General features: G+C 71.6%; 18 protein-coding genes. 5 read left to right on the top strand and 13 right to left on the bottom strand.

Annotation, left to right across the window (positions count from 1 at the left end):
• Nucleotides 1–30: 30 nt before the first annotated feature.
• The 3 genes from whiA to rapZ are packed head-to-tail and all read right to left on the bottom strand — an operon-like array spanning nt 31 to nt 2,993.
• Nucleotides 31–1,011 (bottom strand): DNA-binding protein WhiA, encoded by a 981-nt coding sequence (gene whiA / locus ACQEUX_RS01680; protein WP_030337350.1) that lies wholly within the window; start codon nt 1,009–1,011, stop codon nt 31–33.
• Between the two features lie 54 nt (nt 1,012–1,065).
• Nucleotides 1,066–2,064 (bottom strand): gluconeogenesis factor YvcK family protein, encoded by a 999-nt coding sequence (locus tag ACQEUX_RS01675; protein WP_433040024.1) that lies wholly within the window; start codon nt 2,062–2,064, stop codon nt 1,066–1,068.
• A complete protein-coding gene (gene rapZ / locus ACQEUX_RS01670) occupies nt 2,061–2,993 on the bottom strand; it encodes an RNase adapter RapZ (RefSeq protein WP_433040022.1) in 933 nt (310 codons plus the stop codon). The genes ACQEUX_RS01675 and rapZ overlap by 4 nt, the downstream gene beginning before the upstream one ends.
• A 221-nt stretch (nt 2,994–3,214) precedes the next feature.
• Here rapZ and ACQEUX_RS01665 point away from each other — a divergent pair, with 221 nt between their 5' ends.
• Together ACQEUX_RS01665 and recQ are read left to right on the top strand one after the other, a co-directional pair.
• A complete protein-coding gene (locus ACQEUX_RS01665; protein ID WP_433040021.1) occupies nt 3,215–3,559 on the top strand; it encodes a hypothetical protein in 345 nt (114 codons plus the stop codon).
• A 78-nt stretch (nt 3,560–3,637) separates the two neighbouring features.
• Complete coding sequence (gene recQ, locus ACQEUX_RS01660) at nt 3,638–5,479, top strand: DNA helicase RecQ (protein WP_433040019.1); 1,842 nt, start codon at nt 3,638–3,640, stop codon at nt 5,477–5,479.
• A gap of 87 nt (nt 5,480–5,566) precedes the next feature.
• On the opposite strand, the gene ACQEUX_RS01655 is transcribed toward recQ, so the two are convergent.
• The 5 genes from ACQEUX_RS01655 to rsgA form a co-directional block, all read right to left on the bottom strand.
• Nucleotides 5,567–6,226 (bottom strand): C39 family peptidase, encoded by a 660-nt coding sequence (locus ACQEUX_RS01655; RefSeq protein ID WP_433040017.1) that lies wholly within the window; start codon nt 6,224–6,226, stop codon nt 5,567–5,569.
• Nucleotides 6,227–7,157: 931 nt separating this feature from the next.
• The gene (gene uvrC / locus ACQEUX_RS01650) at nt 7,158–9,146 is read right to left on the bottom strand and encodes an excinuclease ABC subunit UvrC (RefSeq protein WP_433040015.1); all 1,989 of its coding nucleotides are present in this window, start codon (nt 9,144–9,146) and stop codon (nt 7,158–7,160) included.
• A gap of 140 nt (nt 9,147–9,286) precedes the next feature.
• Nucleotides 9,287–9,769 carry a Rieske (2Fe-2S) protein gene (locus tag ACQEUX_RS01645; RefSeq protein ID WP_433040013.1) on the bottom strand — a complete coding sequence of 161 codons (483 nt, stop codon included), beginning with the start codon at nt 9,767–9,769 and terminating at the stop codon, nt 9,287–9,289.
• A gap of 190 nt (nt 9,770–9,959) precedes the next feature.
• Nucleotides 9,960–12,905, bottom strand: a complete 2,946-nt coding sequence (gene uvrA, locus ACQEUX_RS01640) for an excinuclease ABC subunit UvrA (protein ID WP_433040011.1) — start codon at nt 12,903–12,905, stop codon at nt 9,960–9,962.
• A 272-nt stretch (nt 12,906–13,177) separates the two neighbouring features.
• Nucleotides 13,178–14,248 (bottom strand): ribosome small subunit-dependent GTPase A, encoded by a 1,071-nt coding sequence (rsgA, locus tag ACQEUX_RS01635; protein WP_433040009.1) that lies wholly within the window; start codon nt 14,246–14,248, stop codon nt 13,178–13,180.
• A 176-nt stretch (nt 14,249–14,424) separates the two neighbouring features.
• Between rsgA and ACQEUX_RS01630 the strand changes: the two genes are divergently transcribed.
• Nucleotides 14,425–15,141 carry a maleylpyruvate isomerase family mycothiol-dependent enzyme gene (locus tag ACQEUX_RS01630; protein WP_433040007.1) on the top strand — a complete coding sequence of 239 codons (717 nt, stop codon included), beginning with the start codon at nt 14,425–14,427 and terminating at the stop codon, nt 15,139–15,141.
• An 8-nt stretch (nt 15,142–15,149) separates the two neighbouring features.
• Complete coding sequence (locus ACQEUX_RS01625; protein ID WP_433040005.1) at nt 15,150–15,803, top strand: MBL fold metallo-hydrolase; 654 nt, start codon at nt 15,150–15,152, stop codon at nt 15,801–15,803.
• A 249-nt stretch (nt 15,804–16,052) separates the two neighbouring features.
• On the opposite strand, the gene ACQEUX_RS01620 is transcribed toward ACQEUX_RS01625, so the two are convergent.
• Nucleotides 16,053–16,661, bottom strand: coding sequence for a DedA family protein (locus ACQEUX_RS01620; RefSeq protein WP_433040003.1), 609 nt, complete (start codon nt 16,659–16,661; stop codon nt 16,053–16,055).
• A 102-nt stretch (nt 16,662–16,763) separates the two neighbouring features.
• Nucleotides 16,764–17,459, bottom strand: coding sequence for a class I SAM-dependent methyltransferase (locus ACQEUX_RS01615; protein ID WP_433049506.1), 696 nt, complete (start codon nt 17,457–17,459; stop codon nt 16,764–16,766).
• 181 nt (nt 17,460–17,640) lie between these two features.
• Here ACQEUX_RS01615 and ACQEUX_RS01610 point away from each other — a divergent pair, with 181 nt between their 5' ends.
• A complete protein-coding gene (locus ACQEUX_RS01610) occupies nt 17,641–17,844 on the top strand; it encodes a cold-shock protein (RefSeq protein WP_007072071.1) in 204 nt (67 codons plus the stop codon).
• Between the two features lie 48 nt (nt 17,845–17,892).
• Here the strand turns inward: ACQEUX_RS01610 and ACQEUX_RS01605 are convergent, their stop codons facing one another.
• The 3 genes from ACQEUX_RS01605 to ACQEUX_RS01595 all read right to left on the bottom strand — a co-directional run bounded on the left by ACQEUX_RS01605 (nt 17,893) and on the right by ACQEUX_RS01595 (nt 20,720).
• On the bottom strand, nt 17,893–19,164 hold the full coding sequence (locus tag ACQEUX_RS01605; RefSeq protein ID WP_433040001.1) for an MFS transporter: 1,272 nt from the start codon (nt 19,162–19,164) through the stop codon (nt 17,893–17,895).
• Nucleotides 19,161–19,736, bottom strand: coding sequence for an ArsR/SmtB family transcription factor (locus ACQEUX_RS01600; RefSeq protein ID WP_433039999.1), 576 nt, complete (start codon nt 19,734–19,736; stop codon nt 19,161–19,163). Before ACQEUX_RS01600 ends, ACQEUX_RS01605 begins: the two co-directional genes overlap by 4 nt.
• A gap of 111 nt (nt 19,737–19,847) precedes the next feature.
• The gene (locus ACQEUX_RS01595; RefSeq protein ID WP_433039997.1) at nt 19,848–20,720 is read right to left on the bottom strand and encodes a hypothetical protein; all 873 of its coding nucleotides are present in this window, start codon (nt 20,718–20,720) and stop codon (nt 19,848–19,850) included.
• Nucleotides 20,721–20,778 lie beyond the last annotated feature (58 nt).

Genomic DNA, 20,778 nt, shown 5'->3' with positions numbered 1-20,778 from the left:
CCGGACGCACCGTGCGGTCCCACCGTCCTATCAGACCACGAGCATGTCGGGCGTGACGGCTGCTTCCGTATCCGGGATGCCCAGGTCCCGGGCCCGCTTGTCGGCCAGCGCCAGCAGCCGGCGGATCCGCCCGGCGATGGCGTCCTTGGTCAGTGGCGGGTCGGCCAGCGCGCCCAACTCCTCCAGCGACGCCTGCCGGTGCTCCAGGCGCAGCCGCCCGGCGTCGGTCAGGTGGTTGGGCGCCTCGTCGGCGAGGATCTCCAGTGCACGGGTGACCCGGGCGGCGGCGGCCACCGCGGCGCGCGCCGAGCGGCGCAGATTGGCGTCGTCGAAGTTGGCGAGCCGGTTGGCGGTGGCCCGCACCTCACGGCGCACCCGGCGCTCCTCCCAGGCCAGCACGCTGGAGTGCGCGCCGATCCGGGTGAGCAGCGCGGCGATCGCGTCGCCGTCCTTGACCACCACCCGGTCCACCCCGCGTACCTCGCGGTTCTTGGCGGTGATGCCGATACGGCGGGCGGCGCCGACCAGCGCCAGAGCCGACTCCGGCCCGGGGCAGGTGATCTCCAGGGCGCTGGAGCGGCCGGGCTCGGTGAGCGAGCCGTGCGCCATGAACGCACCCCGCCACGCCGAGACCGCGCAGCAGACGTTCGCCGCGACCACGTGCGGGGGCAACCCGCGCACCGGGCGGCCGCGCACGTCGAGCAGGCCGGTCTGCCGGGCGAGGGCCTCGCCGTCCTTGACCACCCGCACGATGAAGTGACTGCCCTTGCGCAGCCCACCGGAGGCCAGCACGTGGATCTCGCTGGGGTAGCCGTAGACCTCGGCGATCTCCCGGCGCAGCCGCCGGGCCACCGCCCCGGTGTCCAGCTCGGCCTCCACCACCACGCGGCCGGAGACGATGTGCAGCCCGCCAGCGAAGCGCAGCAGTGCGGCCATCTCCGCCCGCCGACAGCAGGGCTTGGGCACGTCGACCCGACTCAGCTCGTCCTTGACCGCGGCCGTCATCGCCATTGTGCGTCCCCTCACGGACCGGTACCGGCGTGTCGCCGGAGATTACGTACGTGTCTAACGATCGGAGCCCAGGACAGGCACCAGCGCGGCGCCCAGGACAGCCGGATCATGGCGGGGGGTGCCGTCGGTGACGGCGACGGGGGCGAGGACCAGGCGGGCACCCAGCGATTCTGCCGCACGTTCGACCGGTTCGGGGTCACCCACCGCCTTGGCATCAGCGAGCACGAGATCCACCTTGAGCTCGGGCAGATACCAGCGCAGAGCCGCGAGATGGTCGGCGACGGAGAGCCCGAGCGTCTCCTTCTCCGCGGCGAGGTTCAGCGTGACCAGCCGCCGGGCCGAGCTGGACACGATCGCGTCGGCCAACTGCGGCACCAGCAGGTGCGGCAGCACGCTGGTATACCAGCTGCCCGGCCCGAAGATCAACCAGTCGGCCGCCCGGATCGCCGCGAGGGCCTCGGCGCAGGCCGGCGGGGCGGCCGGGGTGAGCCGCAGCGACTCGACGCGCCCGGTGGTGACGGCCACCTGGTGCTGGCCGCGCACGGTGCGCACCTCGTCGGGGGCGGCCGGGTCCGCGCCTCGTACCCGCGCCTCGATGTCGACCGGCTGGCGGGACATGGGCAACACCCGGCCGACCGCGCCGAGCATCGCGCCGGCGTGCTCCAGCGCGGCCACCGGGTCGCCGAGCAACTCCATGAGGCCGCAGAGCACCAGGTTTCCCACCGCGTGCCCGGCCAGCCCGTCGGCGCTGTCCGCCACCGTGTCCGCGCACGCGGCGTCCGCGGGCACGGTGGCGAAGCGATGCTGGAACAGCCCGGCGCTGCGTCGGGTCGCCGGGTGGTCCCCGGCCAGCGCCACCAGAGCCTGGCGAAGATCACCCGGGGGCAGGCCACCTCGCTCGGCGCGCAGGCGGCCACTGGAGCCGCCGTCGTCACCCACGGTGACCACCGCGGTGATGTCAAGGTCGAGTTCGGGGGCGCAGTGGCGCAGCGCGCGCAGCGAGGCGGACAGCCCGTGCCCGCCGCCGAACGCCACCACCCGGCGGGCCGTCATTCCCGCCCCAGGTCGCGGTGCTGGGCGTTGGCCGCCAGCCCGGAGTGGCGCAGTCGGCTGGCCAACTCCTCGGCGATGGCCACGCTGCGGTGCTTGCCGCCGGTGCAGCCCACGGCGACCGTGAGGTACCGCTTACCCTCCCGCTCGAAGCCTGCGGTGGTGGCGTTGACCAGGTCGGCGTACGAGGTGACGAAGGCGTCCGCGCCCTCCTGGCCCAGCACGTACGCGCTGACCGCCTCCTCCCGCCCGGTGTGCTCGCGCAGCTCCGGCACCCAGTACGGGTTGGGCAGGAACCGGGCGTCCAGCACGAAGTCGGCGTCCGGCGGCAGGCCGTACTTGAAACCGAACGACAACACGGTGACCCGCAGCCGGCGGGCGTCCTCGCCGCCGAACAGCTCCTCGATGCGCCGACGGAGCTGGTTGACGTTCAGGTGGCTGGTGTCGATGATCACGTCGGCCTGGTCGCGCGCCTCCTCCAGCAGCCCACGCTCCACGGCGATGCCGTCGGCCAGGCGCCCGTCGCCCTGCAACGGGTGCGAACGGCGAACGCTCTCGAACCGCCGGATCAGCACCTCGTCGTCGGCGTCGACGAACACCACCCGAGGCGAGAACCCGCGCTCCTTGAGCTCCCGGATCGCCCCGGCCAGGTCCGTGGAGAAGGCCCGCGATCGCACGTCCAGCACCATCGCGGTACGACGCGCCGCGCCGCCCGCCTTGAACGCCAGCTCCGCCATGTCCAGCATCAGCGCCTGCGGCAGGTTGTCGACCACGTAGTAACCGACGTTCTCCAACGCCCGGGCGACCGTGCTGCGGCCACCCCCGGAGACGCCGGTGACCACCACGAGTGTCGTCTCCGACTCCGCCGCCAACCGCCCGTCGACGCCCGCCGGGTCGTCGATCCGGTCACCAGCTGTGCGCGCCTCGCTCACCCGTACCCCCAAGCCGTGGCGCCGCGGCCGCCGTCGGCCGCGATTGGTCAATCAGCGACTCTATCCCGCCGCCGGGCCGCGGCCGGGCACCCGTCACGGGTCGGCGGACGATCGACGAGGAGCGGTCGCTCTCCCGACAGTCGCCACCCTTGATGACGATCAGTAACTGTCAATACGCTCATGGTGATCGTCGCAGGTCAGACCGACATCTGGAGGATGCGATGCACGACCTGGCGGACAAGAACAAATACATCGGCTTCCTGTTCATGCGAATCAGCCCGGAGTACTTCGCCCTCGGCCGGGAGGGCATCCACGAGATCTCCGCCGAGCACGCCCGGGACCTGGGCCGATTCGCCAAGCAGCTCACCCACGTCGTGTGCACCGGAGTGAACGGCACGTACGACCAGGTGACCATGGTCGAGGCCGACACCCTGGAGGAGATCAACGCGGCGGCCACCGCCTTCCGAATGGGCAACAAGGCCCGCTACATCGAGATCGTCGACATCGTGGTCGGGATGAAGGCTCCGCCGCGCGGTCTGGCGAACCGGTCCAGCCAGCCCGGCTGACGGACGCGTCATCCGACAGCGCCCGCCCCTCGGGTGCGCCGGGCGGGCGCTGTCGGCATCGACTCGTAGACTCCGCGGATGGCTTCTCCCACCGACCTGCGTACCGAGGGCGCGCTGCCGGTGCTGCGCCGGGTGTTCGGCTACGACGCCTTCCGCGGTTTCCAGCAGGACGTGATCGACCACGTTGTCGCCGGTGGCGACGCGCTGGTGCTGATGCCCACCGGTGGCGGCAAGTCCCTGTGCTACCAGATCCCGGCCCTGGTCCGCGACGGCGTCGCGGTCGTCGTGTCCCCGCTGATCGCGCTCATGCAGGACCAGGTGGACGCGCTCACCGCGGTCGGCGTACGCGCCGGGTTCCTCAACTCGACCCAGAGCCCGGACGCCCGGCGCCGGGTCGAGGCCGCCTTCGTCGCCGGTGAGCTGGATCTGCTGTACCTCGCCCCGGAGGCGCTCGGTGTCCGCTCCACCCTCGCCCTGCTGGACCGGGGGCGCATCTCCCTGTTCGCGATCGACGAGGCGCACTGCGTGTCCCAGTGGGGGCACGACTTCCGCCCCGACTACCTGGCGCTGTCGATGCTGCACGAGCGGTGGCCGCAGGTGCCCCGCATCGCGCTGACCGCCACCGCGACCAGCGCCACCCGCACCGAGATCGCCACCCGACTCAAGCTCGACGACGCCCGGCACTTCGTGGCCAGCTTCGACCGGCCCAACATCCAGTACCGGATCGTGCCCAAGCGGGAGCCCCGCAAGCAACTACTGGCCCTGCTGCGCGACGAGCACCCCGGCGACGCCGGGATCGTCTACTGCCTGTCCCGGGCCTCGGTCGACAAGACGGCGGAGTTCCTCACCGCCAACGGGGTCGCCGCCCTGCCGTACCACGCCGGGTTGGACGCGGCCACCCGCGCCGCCAACCAGCAGCGCTTCCTGCGCGAGGACGGCCTGGTCATGGTGGCCACCATCGCCTTCGGCATGGGCATCGACAAGCCCGACGTACGGTTCGTCGCCCACCTCGACCTACCCAAGTCGGTCGAGGGCTACTACCAGGAGACCGGCCGCGCCGGGCGGGACGGCCTGCCGTCCACCGCCTGGCTGGCGTACGGGCTGCAGGACGTGGTCCAGCAACGCAAGATGATCGAGACGTCCGACGGCGACCTCGCACACCGCCGCAACCTCGCCGCGCACCTGGACGCGATGCTCGCCCTCTGCGAGACGGTGCGCTGCCGGCGGGTCCAGCTGCTCGAATACTTCGGCGAGACGACGACATCCGCCTGTGGCAACTGCGACACCTGCCTCACCCCGCCGGAATCCTGGGACGGCACGGTCGCCGCCCAGAAGCTGCTCTCCACCGTCTTCCGCCTCGACCGCGAACGCAACCAGCGGTTCGGCGCCGGGCACTGCGTCGACATCCTGCTCGGTAAGCAGACCGACAAGATCAGCCAGTACGGCCACGACTCGCTGACCGTCTTCGGCATCGGCTCCGAGCTGAGCGAGGCGGAGTGGCGGGGCGTGGTCCGGCAACTGCTCGCCGAGGGGCTGCTCGCCGTGGAGGGCGACTACGGCACGCTCGCGCTCACCGAGGCGAGCGCCGAGGTCCTGGGCCGCCGCCGTACCGTCACGATGCGCCGCGAGCCGGACAGGCCGGCGTCGAGCCGCTCGTCGAAACCGCGCGGCTCGTCCACCGTCGTGGCCGAGCTGACCCCGGCCGCCGCGCCGGTCTTCGAGCGGCTACGCGGGTGGCGGGCGGCCACCGCCAAGGAACAGGGCGTGCCGGCGTACGTGATCTTCCACGACGCCACGCTGCGACAGATCGCCAGCGACGCGCCCGGCACGCTGGCCGAGCTGTCCCGGGTCAGCGGGGTCGGCGAGAACAAGCTCGCCAAGTACGGCGAGCAGATCCTGGCCGTCCTCGGCACCCACTGACGACATGACGAAGGGCCGGGCCCCGTGGTGGGGTCCGGCCCTTCGGTGGTGCGGTGGTGCGGTGGTGCGGTGGTGCGGTGGTGCGGGTCAGCTGGTGGCGTAGCCGCGGGTGGCGATCCAGTCGGCGAGGTGTTCGACGGTGACCTCGTAGGAGGCGGTGTTCGGGTCGGCGGAGTCGGCGATCTTCACCACGTTCCCGTTGTCGCGGTACCCGACGACGCTGATGTAGTGCCCACCCTCGAAGGAGTGCACCCCACCATCAACATCGGTGGTGGTACCGGCGATGTTCGCGACCACGGCCCGACCGTCGTCGACGGTCCGCACGATGTCGCCGCGCAGCTTGTCGGTCTGCTTGTCGTCGGCGCTCGGGTTGCTGATCTCCACCGAGTGGTAGGCGTCGTTCTTACCGGTTTCCTTGTTCAGGACCGGGGTGATGTCGTTGATGGAGTTGGTGCCGGCTTCGGTGGTGCCCATTTCCTTGGCCATGGCGTCGACGCTGATGTCCTTGCCCTGTACGGACAGGGCGTTGCGGGCGGCGGCGGGGCCGCAGTAGTAGAAGTTCGGCTGGGCCTCGTAGCGCACACCGAGCTGACGCTCACCCGAGGGCTTGCGGTCGGTTTGGGTCTGGGTGGCGGGCTTGGCGTCCGACGCGGCGTACGCGGCGGTGACGGGGCCGGCGATGGCGCCGCCGGTGAAGGCGAGCCCGGCAGCGGTCAGGGCGGTCTTACGGATCAGATCGGTACGCATGATGGCGTGCTCCTCTGCAATGGGGGATACACACGACGCCAACGGGGGACGGCGACCGTGCGGGGAAGTTCAGAAAAAGGGGGATCTGCCCGGCGGCTCGGGGGGCCTGCTCGGGTGTCCGGGGGATGTAACCGTGGCGGCCCGGCCGGTGTTCCCGGCGGCTGGCGGTTACGGGGGATGTAACCGTGGCGGCCGGTCGGGTGTTCCCGGTTGGGGCGCCGCACGCCAGAGCCCGGGGGCTACGGCGGCATGCCAGGTATAACGACCCCGGCCGCCCCCCGATTCCACGCCGAGGGTGGCATCGACCACGGGATGAATCCCCCATACGGAACAAATCAACCGTAGGCCGATTCCGTGTAGCAGGCGACGATCCGTGATCCACTCCGGTTTGGCGATATCGCGGTCTCCGCACGCCAGGGACACCGCGATATCGGTGATACCGAGTGGATCACGTCCGCGTCGTCCGGTTGACCACGTCGGGCTGGGCCTCGATGAATCGACTGGTTTGTGCACCGTGACTCGACCCGGACAAATATTCCGATACCACCTATTCCGGGCCTACCTCGGTTGAGGGTGTCACCCTGACGCGCCGACCCTCGGACCACCCCCGGGACCCGAGCGGGCACCACCGCTCGCGCGCTGGCCCGCCCGCTCAGCCCGCTGGCCCGCCCGCTCGCGCGCCGGCCCCTCCGCTCAGCCCGCTGGCCCGCCCGCTCACTTGCGCGCTGGCTTGTCCGCGGGCCCGACGGCCCGCCCGCCCGCTGGCCCGCTGGCCCAAGGCGATCCAGGCAACAGTCCCTCCCCGCGCGGACGAGGCCACCACATCCAGGATCGAGCACGATCATCGGCCACACCCGCACCGTTCGGCGATTGTCGGCAGATGGGGCCGGCACCGGTCAGGGCGTGGCGGTGATACCGAATGACGGCGAGGTCACGAACCCGGCGTCGCTGTCGCGCCGTCGCCGGCCCTTGTGTCCTTGTCGAGGGCGGCCAGGATCGCCTCGGCGGTACGCCTGCCCACCCCGGGCACCTCGGTGATCTCCTCGACCGTGGCGGCGGAGAGCCGCTTCAGCGAACCGAAGTGACGCAGCAGCGCCTTACGCCGCACCTCCCCCAGGCCGGGCACGTGGTCCAGTGCCGACTCGGTCATCCGCTTGGAGCGGCGCTGCCGGTGGAAGGTGATGGCGAACCGGTGGGCCTCGTCACGGACCCGTTGCAGCAGGTAGAGCCCTTCCGAGGTGCGCGGCAGGATGACCGGGAACTCGTCGTCGGGGAGCCAGACCTCCTCCAGCCGCTTGGCCAGCCCGCACAGTGCCACGTCGTCGATGCCCAGGTCGGCGAGGGCCTGCGCGGCCGCCGCGACCTGCGGGGCACCGCCGTCGACGACCACCAACTGCGGCGGGTACGCGAATTTCCGCGGCCGGCCGGTGGTCGGATCGATCAGGACACCGACCTGCGGCTCGACCTCATCCGCCGGGGCGGAAGGGTCGTCGGCCGACTCCACTCCCACCTCGCCGGTCTCGGCGCGGGCGTCCAGGTAGCGGGCGAAGCGGCGGCGGAGCACCTCGGACATCGCGGAGAGGTCGTCGGTGGCGCCCCGGACGATGAACCGCCGGTATTCGCTCTTACGGGGCAGCCCGTCCTCGAAGACCACCATGCTGGCGACCACGTCGGTGCCCTGGATCTGGGAGATGTCGAAGCACTCGATGCGCAGCGGCGAGGTGCGCATACCCAGCGCCTCGCTGATCTCGTCCAGTGCCTTGCCCCGGGTGGTCAGGTCACCGGACCGCTTGAGCTTGTGCCGGGCCAGCGCGTCCTTGGCGTTGCGCTCCACCGTCTCCATCAGTGAGCGTTTGTCGCCACGCTGGGGCACCCGCAGCGACACGCGGCTCCCCCGGTGGTTGGAGAGCCATTCGGTCAGCGCGTCGGCGTCCGCCGGCAGCTCGGGCACCAGCAGTTCCCGGGGCACGTCGTTCTCGCCGTGCTCGCCGCCGTACACCTGGGTGCAGAAGTGGTGCACCAGGTCGCCGGTGGTCAGGTCCTCGGTCTTCTCCACCACCCAACCGCGCTGGCCGCGGACCCGACCGTCGCGGACGTGGAAGACCTGCACGGCCGCTTCGAGCGGGTCGTCGGCGAACGCGACCACGTCGGCGTCGGTGCCGTCGCCCAGCACCACGGTCTGCTTCTCCATGGCCCGGCGCAGTGCGGCCACGTCGTCGCGCAGCCGGGCGGCCCGCTCGAACTCCAGTTGCTCGCTCGCCTCGGTCATCTCGCGCTCGATCTTGCGGACCATGGTGTCGGTGCGCCCGGCCATGAAGTCGCAGAACCCGTCGACGATGGCCCGGTGTTCGTCGGCGGAGACGGTGCCCACGCAGGGCGCCGAACACTTGCCGATGTAGCCGAGGAGGCACGGACGACCGACCTGGCCCGCCCGCTTGAACACCCCGGCGGAGCACGTCCGGGCGGGGAACACCCGCAGTAGCAGGTCGAGGGTCTCCCGGATCGCCCAGGCGTGCGAGTACGGCCCGAAGTAGCGCACCCCCTTGCGCTTCGCGCCGCGCATCACCTGCAGCCGCGGGTATTCCTCGTCGAGGGTGACGGCCAGGTAGGGGTACGACTTGTCGTCGCGGTAGCGGACGTTGAACCGGGGGTCGTACTGCTTGATCCAGGTGAACTCCTGCTGGAGCGCCTCGACCTCGGTGCCGACGGTGATCCAGTCCACCGACTCGGCGGTGGTGACCATCTGCCGCGTGCGCTCGTGCAGGTTCCAGACGTCGCCGAAGTAGGAGTTGAGCCGGCTGCGCAGGTTCTTCGCCTTGCCGACGTAGATCACGCGGCCGGTGCCGTCGCGGAAGCGGTAGACCCCCGGTGACTCCGGGATGGTGCCGGGTGCGGGACGGTAGGTCGAGGGGTCAGCCACACCAACAAGCCTAGTCCGCGGCACCGACACCCGACCGCCACCGCTTGATCGACTCGGGTTCCCGGAAGGCCGGGTGGTCGACGGGCCCGGGACGCCCCGGCCTCCAGGAACGCGAGTCGATCAAGCGGGCGAGGTGCGCGTCAGGCCAGCGAGATCTGGTCGCCGGTGACCTTGATGTCTCTGGGCGGCAGGGGCTTGGTGGCCGGGCCGGCCTTCACCGAGCCGTCCTCGATCGAGAACTTGCTGCCGTGGCAGGTGCAGTTGATGGTGCCGCCGTCGACGTTCGTCACCGGGCAGTTCTGATGGGTGCAGATCGGGCTGAAGCCCTTGAACTGGCCGGCGGTGGGCTGGGTGATGACCACACCCTCGGCGGCGAGGACCTTGCCGCCGCCGACCGGGATGTCGGCGGTGGTCGCCAGCGACTGGGCGCCCTGCCGGTCACCACCGCCAGCGTCACCGGTGCTGGGCACCGCGGGGCCGCCGCTGGTCGGGGCGTCGCTGCCATTGCCGCCGTCGCTGCCGCAGGCGGCCAGGACGACAGCCGCGCCGACGGCCCCGACGCCGGTGAGCAGGGTACGACGGGTCTGCGTCCCCGGACCGGTCAGCGCCTGATCGTCACTCATGCCTCGCCTCTCTCTAGCCCGCTGCGCCGGTCGGAAAGCCGGCCACACTTCTCCACACGGGCAACTGTGCCGGATGGTTCACCGCGGCATCCGTCCGACCCGGGAAATGGGACGGGACGGGCCAGGACCGGCTCGCCCACACCGCAACCGGTGTGCACGAGCCCGGTCGGACCCGCCCCGGAGATCGAGATCAGCGTGCGCCGGCCGGCACCTTCCGGCCGGCCCGCGCCTTGGTCACGCCGTTGGCCTTGGCCGCCCGGGTGGTGGCGGCGGCCGCGCCCTTGGCCTCACCGTCGAGCTTGAGCACCTGGCGCAGGAACTGGCCGGTGTGGCTCTCGGCCACCTCGGCGACCTCCTCGGGGGTGCCGGTGGCGAGCACGGTGCCGCCCCGGTGGCCCCCCTCCGGACCCATGTCGATCAGCCAGTCGGCCGTCTTGATGACGTCGAGGTTGTGCTCGATGGTGATCACCGTGTTGCCCTTGTCGACCAGCCCCTCCAGCACCATCAGCAGCTTGCGGATGTCCTCGAAGTGCAGGCCGGTGGTCGGCTCGTCGAGCACGTAGACCGTCCGCCCGGTGGAGCGCTTCTGCAGCTCGGAGGCGAGCTTGACCCGCTGCGCCTCACCACCGGAGAGGGTCGGCGCGGGCTGGCCGAGGCGTACGTAGCCCAGGCCGACGTCGACCAGCGTCTTGAGGTGCCGGTGGATGGCCGGGATGGCGGAGAAGAACTCGGCGGCCTCCTCGATCGGCATCTCCAGCACGTCCGAGACGGTCTTGCCCTTGTAGTGCACCTCGAGGGTCTCCCGGTTGTACCGGGCGCCCTTGCAGACCTCGCAGGGGACGTACACGTCGGGCAGGAAGTTCATCTCGATCTTGATGGTGCCGTCGCCGGAGCACGCCTCGCAGCGTCCGCCCTTGACGTTGAACGAGAACCGACCCGGGCCGTACCCGCGCACCTTGGCCTCGGTGGTCTCGGCGAAGAGCTTGCGGACGTGGTCCCAGACCCCGGTGTACGTCGCCGGGTTCGAGCGCGGGGTCCGGCCGATCGGCGACTGGTCCACGCCGACGACCTTGTCCACGTGCTCCAGGCCACCGACCCGGGTGTGCCGGCCCGGCACCAGCCGGGCACCGTTGATCTGGTTGGCCAACACCGCGTACAGGATGTCGTTGACCAGCGTCGACTTGCCCGAGCCACTGACCCCGGTGACGGCGATCAACTGGCCCAGCGGGAACGAGACGGTCAGGTTGCGCAGGTTGTGCTCCCGCGCGCCGTGCACCACCAGCTCCCGGTCCTTGGTCTGCGGGCGGCGCTTGGTCGGGGTCGGGATCGACCGACGCCCGGACAGGTACGCCCCGGTGACCGACTCCGGGTTTTCCAGCAGTGCCGGCACCGAGCCGCTGTGCACGATCTTGCCGCCGTGCTCGCCGGCGCCGGGCCCGATGTCGACGATCCAGTCGGCGGTACGGATCGTGTCCTCGTCGTGCTCCACCACGATCAGCGTGTTGCCCAGCCCGCGCAGCCGGATCAGGGTCTCGATCAGCCGATGGTTGTCGCGCTGGTGCAGCCCGATCGACGGCTCGTCCAGCACGTAGAGCACGCCCACCAGGCCGGAGCCGATCTGGGTGGCGAGCCGGATGCGCTGAGCCTCACCGCCGGACAGGGTGCCCGCCGGCCGGTCCAGGGAGAGGTAGTCCAGACCGACGTCGAGCAGGAACCGCAGCCGGGCGTTGATCTCCTTGAGGACCCGCTCGGCGATCATCTTCTGCCGGTCGGTCAGCTCGATGCCGGCGAGCAGGTCGGCGCACTCCCCCACGGACAGGTTGCAGACCTCGGCGATGCTCTTGCCGGCCAGTGTGACGGCGAGCACCTCGGGCTTGAGCCGGGCACCGCCGCACGCCGCGCACGGCACGTCACGCATGTAGCCCTCGTACTTGTCGCGGGACCACTCGGACTCGGTGTCGGAGTGCCGGCGCTCGATCCACTGCACCACGCCCTCGAAGCCGGTGTAGTAGGAGCGCTCACGGCCGTACTTGTTGCGATAGCGCACGTGCACCTGGTCGTCGGAGCCGTGCAGGATCGTCTTCTGCGCCCGCGCCGGCAAGGCCCGCCACGGGGTGTCGACGTCGAAGTGCTGGGCCTCGCCGAGCGCCTCCAGGAGGCGCAGGAAGTATTCGAGGTTGTGCCCGGTGGACCAGGGCTGGATGGCGCCCTCACGCAGGCTGCGCTCCGGGTCGGGGACCAGCAGCTCCGGGTCGACCTCCTTCTTGGTGCCCAGGCCGGTGCACTCCGGGCAGGCGCCGTACGGCGCGTTGAAGGAGAAGACCCGGGGCTCAAGATCCTCGATGGCGAGCGGGTGGTCGTTGGGGCAGGCCAGGTGCTCGGAGTAGCGGCGCTCCCGGTCCGGGTCGTCCTCTGGCAGGTCGACGAAGTCGAGCAGCACCAGGCCGCTGGACAGGCCCAGGGCGGCCTCGACCGAGTCGGTCAGCCGCTGCTTGGCGCTCGGCTTGACGGTGAGCCGGTCGATCACCACCTCGATGGTGTGCTTCTCCTGCTTCTTGAGCTTCGGCGGCTCGGTCAGCGGGTGCACCACGCCGTCGACCCGGGCCCGGGCGTAGCCCTTGGCCTGCAGCTCGGCGAAGAGGTCGACGTACTCGCCCTTGCGTCCGCGGATGACCGGGGCGAGCACCATGAACTTGGTGCCCTCGGCCATGGCGAGGACCCGGTCGACGATCTGCTGGGGGCTCTGCCGGGAGATCCGCTCGCCGCAGACCGGGCAGTGCGGCTCGCCGATGCGGGCGTAGAGCAGGCGCAGGTAGTCGTAGACCTCGGTGATGGTGCCGACGGTCGAGCGCGGGTTGCGCGAGGTGGACTTCTGGTCGATCGAGACGGCGGGGCTCAGGCCCTCGATGAAGTCGACGTCTGGCTTGTCCATCTGACCGAGGAACTGCCGGGCATACGACGAGAGCGACTCGACGTAGCGGCGCTGCCCCTCAGCGAAGATCGTGTCGAAGGCCAGGCTCGACTTGCCCGACCCGGACAGCCCGGTGAACACGATGAGTGCGTCCCGGGGCAGGTCGAGACTGACGTCACGCAGGTTGTGCTCGCGCGCGCCACGGATAATCAGTCGGTCGGCCACGGTGCGTGTACTCCCGGGTGAAGATGAAGCGAAGGATCTGTCCCGCTCTGGGGTGGTTCTGAGCGGTCGTGCGGGCGCGGAAAACACGCCTCGGCAACTCTAGCCCCGAGGTACGACAGTTTTCCCCGCCCGCACATTCCCCCAGCTCAGCCCGGTCGGCCGCGCCGATCGGAAGCCGCGGCACCGCACCTGAGAGGCCGCCGGCCGCGCCGGCCGAAAGCCGCGGTGGCGTACATCAGCAGCCGCCGGCAGCGCCGACCGAGACCCGCCGGTCAGTAGCCGCCGGGCGCCGGTGGCCGGGTTGCCCGACGTCGAGCCGAACGCCACCCGCCGCGCCGCTCCGCCGCCATTCGCGCCTCCCGCCGTCGGCTCTCGTGGGCCACCTCCCCCTGCAGCCGCCGCCAGCTCTCCCACCGTCGGGTGGAGAGCTCGCCGGCCTGCAGCGCCTCGCGGACCGCGCAGGCGGGCTCGCCGTCGTGCCCGCAGTCGGCGTACCGGCAGCCCTCGGCCAGCCCGGCGATATCGGCGAACGCCCGGTCGAGCCCGGCGGCGCCGTCCAGCAGGCCGACCGCCCGCACACCGGGGGTGTCGATCACCGCGCCGCCGCCGGGGATCGGCACGAGGGCCCGCCAGGTGGTGGTGTGCCGGCCCTTGCCGTCCACCCGCCGGATCGCCTGGGTCGGCATCATCACCGCCCCGGCGAGGGCGTTGACCAGGCTCGACTTGCCGGCACCCGACGGTCCGAGCAGGCCGAGCGTGCGGCCGGGCACCACCTCGGCGCGCAGCGGGTCCAGACCGACGCCACGTTCGGCACTGACCGGCAGCACCGGCACTCCGGGGGCGACCACGGCCAACTGGCGGGCCAGCGCGGCTGGGTCGGCCGCGAGGTCGGCCTTCGTCAGCACCACCAGCGGCCGGGCGCCGGACTCGTGAACCAGGGAGAGCAGCCGTTCGATCCGGCCCACGTCCGGCTCGGGGTGCACCGGCTCCACCACAGCCGCCGCGTCGAGGTTGGCGGCCAGCACCTGGCCGCTGGCGTCCTTGCCGGCGGTACGCCGAATCAGCGCGGCCCGCCGGGGCAGCACCGCCTCCACGGTGGTGCGGCGGTCCGGCCAGTGCGTGAGCAGCACCCAGTCGCCGGCGCAGGGCAGCGCGGACGGGTCACGGGCGGCGGCGGCCAACACCGCCCCGCCCAGGCTGGCCCGGACCGGACCGGCGGCCGTGAGCACCGTGCAGACCCCCCGGTCCACCCGGGCCACCCGACCCGGGTGGTGCTCGCCGCGTCGTGCGGCGTACGTCGCCCGCTCGGCGTCCCAGCCGAGCGCGGTCAGATCGATCGTCATGGCATCCTCATCGGTGTCGAAGCTGGTGATGGCGGAACACGTGCCACGTCCGGCATGATCACCACCTCCGTCCGATGTCCCGGCGCCGCGTACGCCGCTGACGGTAGGACGCGCGCCGACGCGCCGAAAGCGATTTCCCCGGCGACGGCGCGACGGCGGACCGCTAGGGTCGACGGGTGACCACGGATCCGCTGCTGCTGATGGGCGAGGTGGATGCGGCCACCAGCCGGCTCCTCCGTACCGCAGCCTCCTTCGACGCCGCGGACCTGGCCGCCGCGTCGCTGCTGCCGGGCTGGACGCGCGGCCATGTGCTGGCGCATCTGGCGCGCAACGCCGACGGCTTCGTCAACCTGCTCACCTCGGCCCGCACCGGGGAGTCGCTGCCGATGTACGCCTCACTGGCGGCCCGCACGGCGGACATCGAAGCCGGCTCGGGCCGGCCACCCGCCGAGCACCTGGACGACCTGCGGCGCACCGCCGACCTGTTCAGCGAGGCGGTCGCGGCGATGCCGGCCGAGGCCTGGGCCGCGACGGTGCAGGCACGACGCGGCCCGTGGCCCGCCGCCCTGCTCGTCTGGGGCCGCCTGCGCGAGATCGAGGTGCACCACCTCGACCTGGCCGCCGACTACGGGCCGGCCGACTGGTCGGCGACGTTCGCCCACCGGCTGCTGCGCGAGGCGGCCAGCCACCACGCCAACGGGCCGACACCGCCGTCGATGGTGCTACGCCTCGACGGCAGCGAGCACGACGTGGTGATCGGGGACGGCGTCGGCGCCCCGATCGTCGCCGGCCCCGTCCCCGACCTCGCCGCCTGGCTGATCGGCCGGGGCGACGGCGACCATCTCTCCGTCATCCCCGACGGACCCCTACCTACTCCACCGGAATGGATCTAGAAAACGTCATGACATACAGCGGAGAGGTCACCCCCGGCGGCGCGCCGGCGGTACGGGAGCTGGGCGGGCTCACCATCAGCAAGCTGTCGGTGGGCCCGATGGACAACAACGCCTACCTGCTGCGCTGCACAGGTAGCGGCGAGCAGGTGCTGATCGACGCCGCCAACGAGGCTCCCCGGCTGCTGGACCTGATCGGCGACGGCGGGCTCACCGCCGTGGTGACCACCCACCAGCACATGGATCACTGGGTGGCGCTGGAGGAGGTGGTCGCCAAGACCGGCGCCCGGGCACTGGTGCACGCCGACGACGCGGCCGGGCTGCCGATCGAGGCGGAGCGTCTGGCGGACGGCGACACCGTGCCGGTCGGCGACTGCGCGCTGGAGGTCATCCACATCAAGGGGCACACCCCGGGCTCGATCGCGCTGCTCTACCGCGATCCGGCCGGCACCCCGCACCTTTTTACCGGCGACAGTCTTTTCCCGGGTGGTGTGGGCAACACCGACAAGGACCCGGAGCGCTTCGCCGCGCTGATCGACGACGTCGAGCACAAGCTGTTCGACCGACTACCGGACGACACCTGGTTCTACCCGGGCCACGGCAAGGACAGCACCCTGGGAGCAGAACGCCCAGCCCTCCCCCAGTGGAAAGCCAGAGGCTGGTAAACCCCCAGCCGAAGCCGCGAGCCGGGAGCCCCACCAGTTCCACCAAACGCAGACCACCAAGATCAACAAACCAGGGCGAAGGCGGCACCCAAGCACGAGCCGCCACCGCGACGGGGGCGGGGGCCCGCCGTGCCCGGCGGAGGGATCAAGCCTGACCGCCCGGAGCCGGGCACGGCGGGCCCCCGCCCCACCACCGCAACCCGGCCCCGCCCCCGCACCCCCCCACACCAGCAGAAGCGACGAACAAACTCAGCCCGCCAGAGAGAACAGCCGCCGCCGAGCCCCCAGCAGCACGACGGAAGCCAACACCAGCCCGACCCCCATGGTGACCAGCAGCGGGCTGGGCTCCCCCGGCAGCAGCCCGGCCAGCGACCGGGACGCGGTGCCCAGCGCGAGGTAGAGACCGGCCCAGGCGGCCGCGCCGAGCGCCGCGCAGCCGAGAAATCGACGGTACGACATCCGCAGCCCGCCGGCGGCCAGCGGAAGAAGCGCGTTGAACACCGGCAGGAACGGCGCGACGATCATCATCCGGCCGCCACCGCGACGCAGGATTCCCTCCGCCGCTGTCCAGCGCGTCTCGCCGATCCAGCCGCCGACCCGACTGTGTCGCAGCCGCTCGGAGTAGAGGCGGCCGACCAGGAAGCTCAGCGACCAGCCCGCCAGGCAGCCGACCAGTACGGCGACGAAGGTGGCCAGGCCGGTGGTCGGGCGGCCCACCCCGACGGCGGCCAGGATCGCCACATCGCCGGGGACCAGGACACCCAGCAGGGGTACGGCGTCGAAGAGCATGACGAGCCCGAGCGCACCCATCAGCAGCAGGACGGGGAGTTCTCCGATCTGGGCCAGCCATTGCGTCATGCCTCGTACGCTATGACCGCCGCACCACCCTGGACATCCGGTCGTAGCCCCCACCCACCCCTGGTATCCGCCTCGGGGTCGCCCCTGAGGCGGTGTCTCCACTCAGGTGGGTCGCAGCACCTGCACCCGGCGTAGCGACGAGTCGACCGACGGTTCGGTGGTGGGCACCGGATAGTCGGCCAGCACCGTCAGGCGGTCCGCCGGTAGGTGCCCCCGGCCGGGGTCGCCGACCAGCACCTCGGCACCTGCGGCGGCAGCCCTCTGGAGGAACGGCAGCATCCGGTCGGCCATCGCGGGGTCGTAGAAGACGTCCCCGGCGACCACCAGGTCGGCCTCCGCGTCGGCGCAGTCGAGCAGGTCGTCCCCGACGGCGTCGACGGCGACCCGGTTGGCCCGGGCGTTGAGCGTGACGGCGGCGACGGCGTACGGGTCGATGTCGTTGGCGACCACCTCCGCCGCGCCGGCCAGCGCGGCGGCGATGGCCACCAGCCCCGACCCGGCGGCGAGGTCGAGCACCCGGCGACCGGCGGCCAGTTCCGGGTGGTCCAGGAGGTGGCGGGCCAGGGCCTGGCCGCCAGCCCAGGCGGACGCCCAGTACGGCGCCGGCAGGGCGTGCCCGACAGCGGCCTCCATCCGGGCCCACCAGACGATCGCGTCCTCGGCCAGGTGCAGGCGCACCTCGGGAACGAACGGGGTGGGCACCAACCGGAGCCGGTCCAGGCCCGCGCCGGGCGCGTGGATCTCGCGCTCCAGCTCGGTCAACGCGTCGCCTGCGGCACCCTTCATCGGCGCAAGCATGCCCCAGCGGCGGGTGGCCGGGGCGCGTTTCGCGTGCCGCCGCGCAGAGTTCACCCGACATCACACGAAGACCTACGGCACTTCGGCCAGCGGATCGGGGTTTTGCCCGTTACTGTCGAACAGGTACGGGCGATCATCGGCCAGAGGCCGAGGGTCAGCCGCTTTGAACAGGGAGAGATGCATGGCAACCGGCACGGTTAAGTGGTTCAACTCGGAAAAGGGCTTCGGCTTCATCGAGCAGGACGGTGGAGGGCCGGACGTGTTCGTCCACTACTCCGCCATCGCGACGAGCGGTTACCGGGAGCTCAACGAGGGCCAGAAGGTCGAGTTCGAGGTGACCCAGGGGCAGAAGGGCCCGCAGGCGGACAACGTCCGCCCGATGTAGCTCCGTGCCGGTGACGGCGGCCGGTCTCCGGCCGCCGTCGCAGCGCACTCAAGACGCCACCGGGGCGGCGGGCAGGTCCCGCCGCCTCCGGATTGGCCCGATCAGCAGTGTCAACGGGGTGAGCGCCAGCCAGGCGGTCATCACGATGATCGCCGTCCCGGCGCCGAACCGCGCGCCGATGGCACCGGCCAGCACGGCCGCCAGCGGGATCGTGCCGTAGTTGAGTAGTTGCATGCTCACCGTCACCCGGCCCAACAGGTGATGCGGCGTGTACGTCTGCCGGAAGGCACCCTTGACCACGTTGCCGATGGCCACCCCGAGACCGATCAGCAGACCCCCGAGGGCCGGCCAGGCCAGCCCGATGCCGGGTGCGGCGAGCGGGATGAGCAGTGCGGGCGGGCCGGTGAGCGCCGCCCCGATCAGCAGTGCCCGCGCGGTACCGCAGCGCCGGGCCAGCGTGGTGGCGAGCAGCGCTCCGATGATCCCGCCGGCGCTCATCACACCGACCAGCGCGCCCACCAGGCCGGGCTCCAGGCGCAACTCGCGGACCAGGAAGACCACGAGGACGGCCTGGTAGCCGGTCAGACCGATGTTGCTGGCCGCGCCGAAGACCGCCAGCACCCGCAGGTACGGGTCCCGGATGACGAAGCGCAGCCCTTCGGCGATGTCCCGCCGCAGCGACCGGGACCGGTCCGCTCGGCGTCCGCGTGGTTCGACGGTGCGGATCCGTAGCAGAAGGACCGCGGAGAGCAGGAACGTGAGCGCGTCCAGCAGCAGCGCGGCGACGGCACCGGTGAGCTGGGCAATCAGGCCGGCCAGGCCAGGCCCGACGACGTAGCTCGCGGTCTGGGTCGCCTGCAGCTTCGCGTTGCCCTCGGGTAGTTGGTCGGGTCGCAGCAGCACCGGCAGGTACACCTGGTCGGCAGTCTCGAAGAACACCCGCGCGGTGCCGGCGCCAAGGGCGACCACCAGCAGGTGTGCGACGGTGAGCCGGTCCAGCGCGGCGGCCATCGGCACGCTGAGGAACGCCACGGCGCAGAGCAGGTCGCAGACCACCATCACCGGTCGGCGGGGCAGCCGGTCCACCCATGCGCCGGCCGGCAGGCCGATGAGCAACCAGGGCAGCCAGGCCGCGGCGGTGAGCACCGCCACCTGGAAGGTGCCGGCGTCGAGGACGGCGACCGCGACCAGGGGCAGCGCGACCGTGGTGACGTTGCTGCCGACGCTGCTGACCGCCTGGCCGGCCCAGAGCAGCCGGAAGTCGCGGTGCCGCAGCAACCCGCCGGCCGGCCGGACCGGGGTCAGGCCGGTGAGGGTCACGGTCGGGCCGGTACGCCGTGGACGAACACGAAGACCGGTCGACGGTCGGCGTCGTCGTCGGGCAGGTCCCGGTCGGCCCAGCGGCGGAGAACGTCGATCATCTCGCGGCTCAGCTCGGCCAGTTCCTCGGGTGTGAGGCGCAGCCAGTGGTCGGTGGAGAACGGGGCGTCGTTCCAGGTGGCCTGTGTGGTCTCGTCGACGGCGTGCCACGCCCGGGCCAGGGCGACGTGCCGGTCCAGGTTGAGCGAGGTGGCGGCGTCGGCGACCGCCCGGGAGGCCGGGTCGGCGTCGAAGTCGGCGTTGGACCAGCTCAGGCGCCGGGCGACCAGGCGCCACCACCGCTCGCGCCGGTCCCGGGCCAACTCGGGCGCCTCGGTGACCAGGTCCGCGGCGGCGAGGACCTTGAGGTGGTGGCTGACGTTCGCGGGGGCCTGGTCGGTGCGCTCGGCGAGCAGGCCGACGGTCGAGGGCCCGTGCACCTTGAGCACGTCCATCAGCCGGCGGCGCAGCGGGTGGGCCATGGCGGCCAGCACCCGCGAGTCGGTGATCTGGCGTACGTCGGGGGTCTCCATACCGCCAGGGTGACATCCGCAATGACTGTTGCGCAACAGTTATTGCTCAAGAACCGTTGCGAAGTGGAGAGCGGGAGAGGGGCGGCCCGGCGGCTACGGGCCGCCCCCCGCTCAGGCGACCAGCCGGCGGGCCAACTCGTCGGCGACCTGCTTGGCCATGGTGGGCGGGATGGCCGCGGCGATCTTCTCCGGCGTCAACGAGGCCAGCACGCCCTGGACGATCGCCGGTTCGTCGGTGAAGTCCCGGCCGGACAACGTGTTCAGCGTCGCCTGCAACGCGGTCAGTTGCGCGCCGAGGCTCTTGAGGTTCGGGTGGCCGGTCACTGGCGCTCCGGTGTGGTCGTCGCCCTGCGCCATCCGGGTGTAGATCTGTCCGATCGGGTTACGACCGTCCAGCACGGTGAGGTTCTTGTGGACGGTGGCCAGCCAGTTGTGCTCTTCGGGGGTCATGTCGTCGTCCTCCAGGAGTCCGATGGAGCTGAGGTAGCGGCGGAACAATGGCCGCTGGTCGCGGCCCGCCTTGATGGCGTCACGGAAGAAGCTGAAGTGGGTGTGCCAGCGATGTGAGCTGTCGCCGGTGCTGCGCTTGCCGAGGCGGTCCCACCGCTTCACCGTGGTGCCGTCGGGGCTGTAGATGATCTCGCGGATGTCCCGGGTGTCGGCCGCGTTCGCGGCGCACTGCCCCACACACCAGACCGAGAAGCTGGCCATGGTGTGCGTCCGACCACCGGAGCTGACCTCGAACTGGCCGACGTCCAGCGCCGCCGCGTCGAGGGTCAGGCCGGCCCGGTCCCGGGGTGACTCCACCACCGAGTAGTCGTTGGTGACCACGCGGTCCGATCCGCAGTGGTAGCCGCCCCGATGGGACGCGTCGCCGACAATGCCGACCTCGCCCGGATCCAGGTCGTCTGGTCCAGGGGCGTTGTCGAGGTGAGTGAGGAGCAGGCTTCGAACGGCCAACAGGTTAGCCGGGGCCCGGGTCATGGGGTCCCCCTTTCTGACGAGCGGGGACCGGGCACGGCGTTACACCGCGTACGCGGTG

The sequence above is a fragment of the Micromonospora sp. CA-259024 genome (assembly GCF_050936255.1).
Lineage (GTDB): Bacteria > Actinomycetota > Actinomycetes > Mycobacteriales > Micromonosporaceae > Micromonospora.
The sequence above is the reverse complement of the archived record's forward strand: the minus strand, read 5'-3'. Positions and strand labels throughout refer to the sequence as shown.